The sequence below is a fragment of the Streptomyces sp. V3I7 genome (assembly GCF_030817495.1).
Taxonomy (GTDB): Bacteria; Actinomycetota; Actinomycetes; order Streptomycetales; family Streptomycetaceae; genus Streptomyces.
Window position 1 is genome coordinate 5230615 of record NZ_JAUSZK010000001.1, and the last position, 12758, is coordinate 5243372.

Annotated in this window: 8 protein-coding genes; 7 read left to right on the top strand and 1 reads right to left on the bottom strand. The window is 68.2% G+C overall.

Annotated elements, in window-relative coordinates; genetic code table 11:
- Positions 1–47: 47 nt before the first annotated feature.
- Complete coding sequence (locus QFZ74_RS24390) at positions 48–3854, bottom strand: GH92 family glycosyl hydrolase (RefSeq protein WP_307622952.1); 3807 nt, start codon at positions 3852–3854, stop codon at positions 48–50.
- 370 nt (positions 3855–4224) lie between these two features.
- On the opposite strand from QFZ74_RS24390, the gene ngcE reads away from it, so the two are divergent.
- From ngcE to QFZ74_RS24425, 7 genes are all read left to right on the top strand, one after another.
- A complete protein-coding gene (ngcE, locus tag QFZ74_RS24395) occupies positions 4225–5676 on the top strand; it encodes an N-acetylglucosamine/diacetylchitobiose ABC transporter substrate-binding protein (protein ID WP_307622953.1) in 1452 nt (483 codons plus the stop codon).
- A gap of 59 nt (positions 5677–5735) precedes the next feature.
- Positions 5736–6662 carry a carbohydrate ABC transporter permease gene (locus QFZ74_RS24400; RefSeq protein ID WP_307622954.1) on the top strand — a complete coding sequence of 309 codons (927 nt, stop codon included), beginning with the start codon at positions 5736–5738 and terminating at the stop codon, positions 6660–6662.
- Positions 6663–6666: 4 nt separating this feature from the next.
- Complete coding sequence (locus QFZ74_RS24405; RefSeq protein WP_307622955.1) at positions 6667–7599, top strand: carbohydrate ABC transporter permease; 933 nt, start codon at positions 6667–6669, stop codon at positions 7597–7599.
- Between the two features lie 273 nt (positions 7600–7872).
- Entirely contained in the window at positions 7873–9072 is a 1200-nt protein-coding gene (locus QFZ74_RS24410) for an ROK family transcriptional regulator (protein WP_307622956.1), read from the top strand.
- A 133-nt stretch (positions 9073–9205) separates the two neighbouring features.
- Positions 9206–10306 (top strand): sugar ABC transporter substrate-binding protein, encoded by a 1101-nt coding sequence (locus QFZ74_RS24415; protein WP_307624265.1) that lies wholly within the window; start codon positions 9206–9208, stop codon positions 10304–10306.
- A gap of 206 nt (positions 10307–10512) precedes the next feature.
- Entirely contained in the window at positions 10513–11304 is a 792-nt protein-coding gene (locus QFZ74_RS24420) for an ATP-binding cassette domain-containing protein (RefSeq protein WP_307622957.1), read from the top strand.
- Entirely contained in the window at positions 11301–12596 is a 1296-nt protein-coding gene (locus tag QFZ74_RS24425; protein ID WP_307622958.1) for a sugar ABC transporter permease, read from the top strand. The genes QFZ74_RS24420 and QFZ74_RS24425 overlap by 4 nt, the downstream gene beginning before the upstream one ends.
- The last annotated feature ends 162 nt before the right edge of the window (positions 12597–12758 follow it).

Below are 12758 nucleotides of genomic sequence, written 5' to 3' on the forward strand. Positions count from 1 at the left end.
GGGGGGCGGGCACCCACCGGACCCGCCCCCTCACCGTGCGTGCGCCGTCAGGCGAGCAACTCCACCTCCGCCAAAGTCGCCTGGCCGCCAAGCACCAAGCGGTACTTCGCGTACGACCCCGGCGTCGCGATAGCGAACGGCCGTGTCTGCCGGCCCCAGGGGAACGATTCGCCTGAGCGTTGGTCCAACGTGTGCCAGGTCGTTCCGTCCGAGGAGCCCTGGAGGGTCCAGGACTTCGGGGCCAGGGTGTGGTCGGCCGGGGAGGTGAGGGTGTACTGGACGGGCTTCACCGCGCCACCGACCGGCAGGTTCACCGACGTCACCGTCGCCGTCGTCGCCGACGTGTCGTCGAACAGGGCGCCTTCACCCTTCACCATGTCCACCCGGGGTGCCGGGACCTTGTCGTCCTGGGTGATGGACGGCGGGCCCGCGGTCGCCCCGCTGCCCCAGGTCGAGGCGCGTGGGCCCATGCGGAAGTCCAGGGTCGCACCCTTCGCCAGTAGCGAGTGGGGGAGTGAAGTCGACGTCCACGGCGTGCCATTGACCGTCAGGCTCTGGACGTAGACGTTCTTCGCGCTGTTCGCCGGCGCGTTGATCACCAGGTCACGGCCGTTCTCCAGGTGGACGGTCGCCTTCTTGAACAGCGGGGAGCCGACCGCGTACTCGCCGCTGCCCATGACCAGCGGGTAGATGCCGAGGGCGGAGAAGAGGTACCAGGCCGACTGCTCGCCGTTGTCCTCGTCGCCGTGGTAGCCCTGGCCGATCTCGCTGCCCGTGTAGAGGCGGGAGAGTGCCTGGCGGACCTTCTCCTGTGCCTTCCAGGGCTTGCCGGCCGCGTCGTACATGTAGATCACATGGTGCGCGACCTGGTTGGAGTGGCCGTACATACCCATCCGGACGTCCCTGGCCTCCGTCATCTCGTGGATGACGCCGCCGTAGGAGCCTACGAAGTCGGGGGACGCCGTCTCCGGCGTGGCGAAGTACGTGTCGAGCTTGTTCGCCAACGCGCCCCGGCCGCCGTACAGGTTGGCGAGGCCCCGGCTGTCCTGCGGGGCCGTGAAGGCGTACCCCCAGCCGTTGGTCTCCGTGTAGTCGTAGCCCCACACGCGCGGGTCATAAGTCGCCGAGTCCACACGCCAGTTGCCCTGTGCGTCGCGGCCCTGGAAGAAGCCGGCCCTGGAGTCGAACAGATTCACATAGTCCCGGGCGCGGTTGAGGAAGTACTGGGACTCCTCCTTGTAGTGCTTCTCGTTCGTCTTCTTGTAGAGGGCCTCGGCCATCTTCGCGATGCCGTAGTCGTTGACGTAGCCCTCCATCGCCCACGACAGGCCCTCGTGGGTGTCGGTGCTGGTGTAGCCGAGGAAGGGGGAGGTTGTCATGCCCTTGCGGCCCACGCCGGAGGACGGCGGGACGACCGTGGCGTTCTTCAGGGCCGCCGCGTACGCCGACTTGGCGTCGAAGCCGACCCCCTTGACGTACGCGTCGGCGAACGCGACGTCCGAGGAGGTGCCGGTCATCAGGTCGGCGTAGCCGGGGGAGGACCAACGCGACGTCCAGCCGCCGTCCTTGTACTGCTGCACGAACCCGTCGACCATCGTGCCCGCCTGGGAGGGGGTCAGGAGGGAGTACGCCGGCCAGGTCGTCCGATACGTGTCCCAGAAGCCGTTGTTGACGTACACCTTGCCGTACACGATCTTCGCGCCCGTCCGGGTCGGAGTGTCCGGGCCCGGCATCGGCGAGAACGGGGAGGCGTACTTGTAGGTCGAACCGACCTTCTCGAAGCCCGAGTTGGGGTACAGGTACAGCCGGTACAGGCTGGAGTACAGCGTGGTCAGCTGGTCCGGCGTCGCACCCTCGACCTCGACCTTGCCGAGGATCTTGTCCCAGGCGGCCTGGGCACGCGACCTGACCGTGTCGAAGGACGTGCCGTCCGGGATCTCCTGGCGCAGGTTGTCCTTGGCCTGGTCGACGCTGATGAGTGAGGTGGCCAGGCGGAGCGTGACGGTGCGGCTCGTGCCCGCGTCGAAGCGCAGATAGCCCTTCACCCCGCTCGAACTGCCCTCCTTCACCGGCCTGTCGAAGACGCCGTACACGAACAGCCGGGTCGCGCCCGTCGACAGGCCCGACTTGACGTCCGAGTAGCCGGTGACGACGCCGTGTTCTTTGTCGAGGGTGAGTCCCGCCTGCTCGGTGACGTTGTCGAAGAGCACGCTGGCGTCCGCGCCCGGGTAGGTGAAGCGCAGGGCGGCCGCGTGATCGGTCGGCGTCATCTCGGCCTTGAGGCCGTTCTCGAACCGCACCCCGTAGTAGTACGGCCGCGCCGTCTCGTGCTCGTGCCGGAAGGCGAGCGCCCGTGCCGCGCGCGCGGTGTCCGGGGTGCCGGTGGCGGCGGACGGCATCAGCTGGAAGGTCTGCCGGTCGCCCATCCAGGGGCTGGGCTCGTGGCTCGCGCTGAACGCCTGGATCGTCGGCAGGTTGGCGTCGTTGTTCGCGCGGGCGTACTCGTACAGCCAGCTGAGCGAGGACGCGTTGGTCACCGGCGTCCAGAAGTTGAAGCCGTGCGGCATCGCGGTCGCCGGGAAGTTGTTGCCGCGCGAGAAGCTGCCGCTGGAGTTGGTGCCGCGGGTGGTCGTCGCGTAGTCCGACAGATGGGCCCTCGGCTTCTCGGGGGCGACGGTGCGGATCGCCACGTCGTCGAGCCAGCCGCGGAACTTCGCCGGGCCCTTCGGGGAGTCGTACGCCACGAGGATCCGGTCGACCGTCTTGCCGGCGGCGACCGATCCGATCCGGGAGACCACGTTGTTCCACTGGTTGACGTACAGCACCTTGGCCGCGCCCTGCGCCCGCGGGTTCAGCCGGAAGCCGTGCTGGTCGCTCGCCCCCAGGCCGCTCAGATAGGTGCCGTCGGTGAAGGCCAGGTCCACGGAGACGTTCGTGGCGTCGTAGTCGCGGTCGCCGTCCGCCATCGAAGGGAAGACGCGGTACGACAGCTGGGTGTCGGCGCCGACGGCCACGTCCACGTCGAAGACCTTGTTGTACGAGTACGCCCGCCCGGTCGCCGTGTGCCGGCCGGCGTACTTCAGGGCCCGTTTGCCGGTGAACCCGGCGCCCGCCTTGGCGGTCGGTGAGCCGCTCGGGCCGCGGTCGACGAGCGAGAGCATGTCCTCGGGGACCGGGCCGTCGCCGCCGCCGGTCGAGAACTGCACGTCGGCCAGTTGCAGGATGCCCGAGGCGCCGTTGTTCGCCGTGATGTCCAGCCGGAAGTGCTGGTACTCGGCGGCCGGTTCGGCCAGGTCGTACGTCTTCGTCTGGAACCGCTCGGAGAAGGACTCGCCGGAGCGGGTGTCGAGGGTCTTCCAGTCGTTGCCGTCGGTGGAGCCCTGAAGGGTCCAGTCCTTCGGGTCGCGCTCGGCGAAGTCGTTGGCGGAGGTGAGGGCGTACGTCACCAGCTTGACCGGCTTGTCCAGGTCGAACTCGGCCCAGCCGGTCGGCTGGAACGTCAGCCACTTGCTGCCGGGCTCGCCGTCGACGAGGTTCTCCTTCACCTCGCCCGCACCGGCGTTCTCCCCGCTCGCCCGGACGTCGGTGACATGGTCGTTCACATTGCCCGGGATGCCGGTGCTGTAGCCGCCGTCGACGCCCGAGGAGCGCGGGCTGCCGTCCGGCTGTGTGTCGACGCTGTTCAGCCAGTCCGGGGCCGGGTCGCCCGACTCGAACGAGGAGGCGAACTCCCCGCCGGCGGCGGCCGCCTCGGCGGGCCGGGCGACGGCCGCCCCCTGCGCGCCCACCGCCATGACGAAGGCGGCCGCCAGGGCGACCGCCGTTCCGTATCTGTGCCGAGCTCTCCGCTGCATGGACGGATACCCTCCCTGACCCTTCGGAACCCCTTCCGGGCCCTTCCGGACAACGTTGTCAGCTTCGGTGCGCAGCCACTAGTAGGTCGTCAAGTGGCCGGGGATGTCAAGGGCGTTGGCTGTGGCATTCAGGGGTCAGTGGAGGGGGATTCTCCGCTTCGTGGGCCGTGGGCGGCCGTGGGGAGTGCGAGGTCTCAACTCGGATAAGACGCACGGCCAACCTTGCGTTCGATCTTGCTCCGTCGCCGGGAAATGGACTATACCTGTCGGCGTTTCCTGCATGACCGTGCACGACCCAGCGCTACCCGACCGCGGTGCCGGGGAGGATCCGGTTCACCGCCTGAGTCCTGGAGAAGGCGAGGACTTGAGCATGGGATCCACTTCCGCAGCGAACCACGGTGCCGGCGGCACAGGCCGCCGTGACCTCATCAAGCGGTCCGCCGCACTCGGTCTGCTCACCGTCCCGGCGGCGGGCGTCCTGTCCGCGTGCGCCAGCGGCGGCGGCGACACCGAGGGCAAGGCCAAGGGGGGCAAGAAGACCGCGAAGAACCCGCTCGGCGTCAACAGCACGGCCCCCATGGAATTCGTGCTGTTCGACGGCGGCTTCGGAAAGGAGTACGCCCAGGACGCCGTGAAGGTCTACGAGAAGGACTTCCCCAAGGCCAAGGTGAAGTTCAGCGCCACCCAGAAGATCCAGTCCACCCTCCAGCCCCGCTTCAACCAGGGCACCCCGCCGGACCTCATCGACAACTCCGGCGCCGAGCAGATGGACATGGGCGTCCTGGTCGGCAAGAAGCAGCTCGCCGACCTCACCGCGCTGCTGGACGCGCCGTCGTACGACGACCCGGGCAAGAAGGTCCGTGACACGCTGCGCCCCGGCATCGTGGAGATGGGCCAGTTCGACGGCAACCCGGTCTGGATCCTCTACTACGCCTACACCGTCTACGGCGTCTGGTACTCGCAGAAGGCCCTCGACTCGCTCGACGAGCAGTACCCCGAGACCTGGGACCAGATGCTCAAGGTCTGCGAGAAGGCCAAGAAGAAGGGCATGGCGGGCTGGACGTACGCGGGCAAGTACCCGTACTACGTCCCCTTCTCGCTGTACCCGATGATCGGCAAGGTCGGCGGCCGCGAGGTGCTCGACGCCATCGACAACCTGGAGCCGGGCGCCTGGAAGCACCCGGCGGTCAAGGCCTGCTTCGAGGCCTACTACGAGCTCTACAAGAAGGGGTACGTCCTCAAGGGCACCCCCGGTCTGGACCACATCCAGTCGCAGACCGCCTGGGCCAAGGGCAAGGCGCTGTTCATCCCGAACGGCTCCTGGGTGGAGAACGAGTCGGCGAACGTCATCCCGAAGGACTTCGGCCTCGCCGTCTCCGCGCCCACCGGTATCGACAGCTCCGACAAGATGCCCTTCGGCACCATCTGGGCGTCCGGCGGCGAGCCCTTCGTCGTCCCGGCCAAGGCGAGGAACGGCGCGGGCGGTATGGAGCAGCTGCGCATCATGCTCAGCGAGGCGTCCTCGAAGAACTTCACGGCCAAGGTGAAGTCGCTGACCGCGTACAACGGCGGCACCACCGGCATCGAGCTCACCCCGGGCCTGAAGTCCGGTGTGGCCGCGCTGGAGAAGGCCGGCCAGAACGTGGTCAACCCGCGCCTCCAGGACTGGTACGTGCAGCTCCAGAAGGAGAAGATCGGCGTCGCCGGCATCGGCGAGATGATGGCCGGCCGCCTCACCCCGGCCGAGGCCATCAAGAAGATCCAGGGCTTCGCCGACGAGGCCGCCAAGGACTCCTCCATCAAGCACTACAAGCACCAGTAGACACAGTTGAGGATCCGTCACCAGCGGCGGCAGCCGTCCGCAGATCGGGGTCGGTAGCAATGCAGCACGGCAAGTACCGGTTCATCGTGGGGTTCCTGGCGGCCCCCCTCGGGCTGTACGCGCTCTTCGTCGTATGGCCGTTCATCCAGTCCATCTACTACTCGTTCACGGACTGGACGGGGCTCAGCCCGGACTTCAAGATGGTCGGCCTCGACAACTACCGGAGGATGCTCGACGACGAGATCTTCTGGAAGTCGTTGCAGCACAGTCTGCTCTTCGCGCTGCTGCTGCCGCTGGTGACGATCAGTCTGGCGCTGTTCCTCGCCTTCATGATCAACGTGGGCGGGCGGAGAAGGAGGGGCGGCCCGGTGATCTCGGGCGTCCGGGGCTCCTCCTTCTACAAGATCGTCTACTTCTTCCCCCAGGTGTTGTCGATCGCGATCGTCGCCCTGCTGTTCCAGTTCGCGTACAACCCGGACAGCGGCGCCATCAACTCGGTGCTGCGCGGGATCGGTCTCGACAGCGTCCAGCCGCTGTGGCTGGGGGACCCGGGGATCGCGCTGTGGGCCGTGATGGCGGTGATCGTCTGGTCGACGGTCGGCTTCTTCGTCGTCCTGTTCTCGGCGGGCATGGCCTCCATCCCCGCGGACCTCTACGAGGCGGCGCTCCTCGACGGCGCGAGCCGCGTCACCACGTTCTTCCGCATCACCCTGCCGCTGCTGTGGGACACCGTGCAGTCCGGCTGGGTCTACATGGGCATCCTCGCCCTGGGCGCCGAGTCGTTTGCGGTCGTGCACATCATGACCGTCGGCCCGGGCGGCCCCGACTACTCGACCACCGTGATGGTCCTGTACGTGTACCAGAAGGCGTTCCGGGACGGTCAGGCCGCCTACGCCACCACCATCGGCGTCGCCCTGCTCTTCGTCACGCTCGCCTTCGCCGCGATCGTGATGCGCCTGGGCCGTCGCGAGCGGCTGGAGTTCTGATCACATGAAGACGACCGACACCTCCGCCATACCGGCCCCCTCCGGGTCCGGCTCCGGCGCGCCCGTCGAGAAGACCGAAGCGGTCCCCGGCCGCCCGCCCGGGCCGAAGAAAGAGGGCCACGTCCTCAACGTCTTCTCGCAGGGGATCCTCGTCGTCTGGGCGTTCATGGTGGCCCTGCCGCTGCTGTGGGCGGTGATGACGTCCTTCAAGGACGACAGCTCGATCTTCGGCTCGCCCTGGTCGCTGCCGGACCGGCTGCACTTCGACAACTGGGCGCGGGCCTGGACCCAGGCCAACATGAGCGACTACTTCCTCAACACCATTCTGGTGGTGGGCGGTTCACTCATCGGCACCCTGGTCCTCGGTTCGATGGCGGCCTACGTCCTCGCCCGCTTCGACTTCCCGGGCAACCGCTTCATCTACTACCTGTTCATCGGCGGCATGAGCTTCCCGATCATGCTGGCGCTGGTCCCGCTGTTCTACGTCGTGAACAACATGGGCCTGCTGAACACGATCCACGGCCTGATCCTCGTCTACATCGCGTACTCGCTGCCGTTCACCGTGTTCTTCCTGACGGCGTTCTTCCGGACGCTGCCCACCTCGGTGGCGGAGGCCGCCTTCGTCGACGGCGCCTCGCACACCCGCACCTTCTTCCAGATCATGCTGCCGATGGCCCGCCCCGGCCTGATCAGCGTGGGCATCTTCAACTTCCTCGGCCAGTGGAACCAGTACATGCTGCCGACGGTCCTCAACACCGACCCCGACAAGCGCGTCCTCACCCAGGGCCTGGTCCAACTGGCCGTGAGCCAGGGATACAAGGGCGACTGGTCCGGACTGTTCGCGGGCCTGGTGATGGCGATGCTGCCGGTGCTGGGGGCGTACATCGTCTTCCAGCGGCAGGTGGTGCAGGGGCTCACCGCGGGGGCGCTCAAGTAGCGGGGTCCGTTTGCGCACGCGAATATCCCGTTGTTCCCTCTTGCCGGTCCCGGGACCGGTACACGCCGCCCCTCTCGGGGGCGGCGTCGCCGTGCCGCGAGCGTGTTCGGGACGGCACGGAGAGGAGTCGGCGATTTCTGTCAAGGACTTGACTGCGGTAACCCGGTCAGCGGAGTTTGGAGTTCACAACTTGTAAGTGGCCCGGTTCCGCGGATGTGACCTGGGCCATGGGCGGCAGCGTCGCCGCCCGCGATGGCAGGAATGGATGGGTCGATGGAGACTCCGGGGTCGCAGTCGTCGCTGCACCGAGCCAACCTGGAACGTGTCGTACGGGCCGTACGGCTGGCCGGGTCGCTCACGCAGGCGGAGATCGCGCGGGCGACCGGCCTGTCCGCCGCGACGGTGTCCAACATCGTCCGGGAGCTGAGGGAAGGCGGGACCGTCGAGGTCACGCCCACCTCGGCGGGCGGACGGCGGGCCCGCAGCGTCTCCCTGAGCGGCGACGCCGGGATCGTCATCGGCGTCGACTTCGGACACACGCACCTGCGCGTCGCGATCGGGAACCTGGCCCACCAGGTGCTCGCCGAGGAGGCCGAACCGCTCGACGTGGACGCCTCCGCCGCACAGGGCTTCGACCGGGCGGAGGAGCTGGTCAGCCGGCTGATCGAGGTGACCGGCGTCGACCGCTCCAAGATCGCCGGCGTCGGCCTCGGCGTCCCCGGCCCCATCGACGTGGAGTCCGGCACCCTCGGCTCCACCGCCATCCTGCCGGGCTGGACCGGCACCAGGCCGGCCGAGGAGATGCGCCACCGGCTCGGCGTGCCCGTGCACGTGGACAACGACGCCAACCTGGGCGCCCTCGGCGAGCTGGTGTGGGGCAGCGGCCGGGGCGTGCGCGACCTGGCGTACATCAAGGTCGCCAGCGGCGTGGGCGCCGGTCTGGTGATCAACGGGAAGATCTACCGCGGGCCCGGCGGCACCGCCGGCGAGATCGGGCACATCACGCTCGACGAGTCCGGCCCGGTCTGCCGCTGCGGCAACCGCGGCTGCCTGGAGACCTTCACCGCCGCGGGCTACGTCCTGCCGCTGCTCCGGCCCAGCCACGGCCCCGGTCTCACCATGGAGGGCGTCGTCCGGCTGGCGCGGGACGGGGACCCCGGCTGCCGCCGCGTGATCGCCGACGTGGGACGCCACATCGGCAGCGGTGTGGCCAATCTTTGCAATCTGCTGAACCCGAGCCGCGTCGTCCTCGGCGGCGACCTCGCCGAGGCCGGAGAGGTCGTTCTCGCCCCCATCCGCGAGTCCGTCGGCCGCTACGCCATTCCCAGCGCCGCGCGCCAACTGACCGTGCTCCCCGGGGCACTCGGCGGCCGCGCCGAGGTGCTCGGGGCGCTCGCCCTCGCCCTCAGCGAGATGGGTGATTCGACGCTTTTGGACGGAACGCTGCCGCTGACGACTCCTGCCTTCACTTAGAGAACGGATGGCACCGTTGCCATCTCGTTAAGGATTTACTTCTTGACGTCGCACGTACGGCCGTATTGACTTCTCGCCACCTCGGCCGCAACGACGCGGCCTCGTCAGGGAGGTTTCTGTAGTGAACACGCGTATGCGTCGTGCTGCCTTCGCCGTCGCCGCCGGTGCGATGGCCGTCTCGCTGGCCGCCTGTGGAAGCGCCAAGGAGGCCAAGGGCGGCGACAGCACCGCCGCGGCCGCCAAGAAGGGCGACAACATCAAGGTCGGCCTCCTGCTCCCGGAGAACAAGACCGCTCGCTACGAGAAGTTCGACCGCCCGCTGATCGAGAAGAAGATCAAGGAGCTGACGAACGGCAAGGCGACGTTCCAGTACAACAACGCCCGCCAGGACGCCAACCTCCAGGCGCAGCAGGTCGACACGATGATCAGCAACAAGGTCGACGTGCTCATCGTGGACGCGGTGGACGCCAAGGCCATCAAGAACTCGGTCCAGAAGGCCAAGGACGCCGGCATCAAGGTCGTCGCCTACGACCGCCTCGCCGAGGGCCCGATCAGCGCCTACACCTCGTTCGACAACACGCAGGTCGGCAAGACCCAGGGCGAGGCCCTGCTGAAGGCGCTGGGCGACAAGGCCAAGAAGTCCACCAAGATCGTCATGATCAACGGCTCGGTCACCGACCCCAACGCCAAGCAGTTCAAGGACGGCGCACTCTCCGTCCTCAAGGGCAAGGTCGACATCGCCAAGTCCTTCGACACCAAGGAGTGGTCGCCGGACAACGCCAACTCCGAGATGGAGGCGGCGATCTCCTCGGTCGGCAAGGGCAAGATCGCGGGCGTCTACTCGGCCAACGACGGCATGGCCGGCGGCATCATCACCGCCCTGAAGGCCGCGGGCATCAAGGTCCCGGTCACCGGCCAGGACGCCGAACTCGCCGGCGTGCAGCGCATCGTCGCCGGTGAGCAGTTCATGAGCGTCTACAAGCCGTACGCTCCCGAGGCCGAGGCCGCCGCCGAGATGGCCGTCGCGCTCGCCAAGGGCGACAGCCTCGACTCCGTCGCCAAGGACAAGGTCTCCAGCGGCAGCGCCACCGACGTCCCCTCGGTCCTCGTCCCGGTCACCTCGCTGACGCAGGACAACATCAACGACACCGTCATCAAGGACGGCGTCTACACCGCCGCGGACATCTGCACGGCCAAGTACAAGAAGGCCTGCGCCAAGCTCGGCATCAAGTAAGCCGCGTCCGCAGTACCCACGCAGCGTCAACTCCCTTCTGCGGCACGGGGATCCGGCTCGCGGCTCCCCCTGCCCGGACGCACGCTGCCCAAGGCTCCTCCGGCGCCCCGCGCATCGGACAGCCCCGCAAGCTCGTCGCGGGGCGCCGGACGGAACACCCCCCAGTTCTCTGTTCAACCCTCCCGCCGGGTCAGGCGGCGAAGGAGATGGTTCACGTGTCCGCTACGCCCGTGCTGGCGTTGCGCGGGGTCTCCAAGCGATTCGGTGCCGTTCAGGCGCTCACCGACGTAGAGCTTGAGGTCCACGCCGGAGAGGTGGTCGCCCTGGTGGGCGACAACGGTGCCGGAAAGTCCACGCTGGTCAAGACGATCGCCGGCGTGCACCCCATCGATGAGGGCCTCATCGAATGGGAGGGCAAGTCCGTATCGATCGGCAAGCCGCACGACGCCCAGGACCTGGGCATCGCCACGGTCTACCAGGACCTCGCGCTGTGCGACAACATCGACGTCGTCGGCAATCTCTTCCTCGGCCGCGAGCTGAAGCGGCGCGGCGTCCTGGACGAGGTCGAGATGGAGCGCCGAGCGCGCGAGCTGCTCACCACGCTCTCGATCCGCATCCCCAGCGTCCGCATCCCGATCGCCTCGCTCTCCGGCGGTCAGCGCCAGACCGTGGCCATCGCCCGCTCGATGCTCGGCGAGCCCAAGCTGGTGATCCTCGACGAGCCCACCGCCGCCCTCGGCGTCGAGCAGACCGCCCAGGTCCTCGACCTGGTGGAGCGCCTGCGCGAGCGCGGCCACGCCGTCATCCTCATCAGCCACAACATGGCGGACGTCAAGGCCGTGGCGGACAAGGTCGCGGTGCTGCGCCTGGGCCGCAACAACGGTGTGTTCGAGGTCAAGACGACCTCGCAGGAGGAGATCATCTCCGCCATCACCGGCGCCACCGACAACGCGGTCACCCGCCGCGCGGCGCGTACGAACGGGGAGGACTCCAAGTGACCGTCGAGAAGACCTCCGCAGCCCCGCAGGACGCGCACGCCGTCGAGAACCCCGAGGCGGCCGCCGCCGCGGTGACCGCGGTCGACCCGCGCCTCCTGGTCCGCGAGCAGGGCCTCGCGGGCTACCTCGGTGAGTTCCGGCGCAAGATGAAGGCCGGCGAACTGGGTTCCATCCCGGTCGTCATCGGCCTGATCGCCATCTGCGTGATCTTCCAGAGCCTGAACTCCAACTTCCTGTCCGCGCAGAACCTGAGCGACATCACCGTCACGATGGTCGGCACGGGCATGATCTCCGTCGGCATCGTCTTCGTGCTGCTGCTCGGCGAGATCGACCTGTCGGTCGGCTCGGTCAGCGGCGCGGCCAGCGCCATCGCGGCCGTCATCGCGGTCAACGAGGGACTGCCCGAGTGGCTGGCGATCCTGGTCGCCATCGTCGCGGGCCTCGCCGTCGGCGCGCTGCACGGCTTCTTCTTCGCGGTGCTCGGCGCCCCCGCCTTCGCCGTGACCCTGGCCGGCCTGCTGTTCTGGCTCGGCTTCATGCTCAAGATCCTGGGCGAGAACGGCACGATCAACCTCGACAGCGACGGTCTGATCGGCAAGCTGACGACGTACTTCTTCGCGGACGTGGCCGCCGCGTACGGGCTGGCCGCCGTCGTGGTCGCGGTGTTCTTCCTCACCTCGTTCCTCGGCAACCGGCGCCGTGAGGCCGTGGGCGTCCCGTCCCGGCCGCTCAGCGACACGATCATGCGCACCGTGCTGCTCGCCGTGGTCTGCTTCGCCGCCGCCTACATGTACAACCAGTACAAGGGCCTGCCGCTGGCCACCGTGATCTTCCTGGTCTTCCTGGTCGGCACCGATTTCCTGCTGCGCCGCACCGCCTACGGCCGCAAGATCTTCGCGCTCGGCGGCAGCGTCGAGGCCTCCCGGCGTGCCGGTATCAACGTCACGGCAGTACGGATCTCCGTCTTCGCCCTCTCCGGCGGCTTCGCCGCGATCGGCGGCCTCTTCCTGGCCTCCAAGATCGCGTCGGCCAACCAGAGCGCGGGCACCGGCGACCTCCTCATGAACGCGATCGCCGCCGCGGTCATCGGCGGTACGTCGCTGTTCGGCGGCCGCGGCCGCACGTGGAACGCGCTGCTGGGCGTCCTGGTCATCGTCTCGATCCAGTACGGCCTCCAGCTGGAGTCCATCGCCGAGCCGGTGAAGTACATGATCACCGCCGCGGTCCTGCTGACGACCGTGGTGATCGACTCGATCACCCGCAAGACGCAGAAGACCGCGGGCCGCGCGTAAGCAATCGCGCGACCAGCCGTGCCCGGCACCCATGGCGGTGCCGGGCACCGGTGCGTCATAGGTGGCGTCGATCACGTCATCGGAAAGTCCATCCGGGATGCGCCCGTTCGGGCGACCTGAGACCCCCTGCCCGAGCGCCGCGGGCAACATCGGAACATTAGA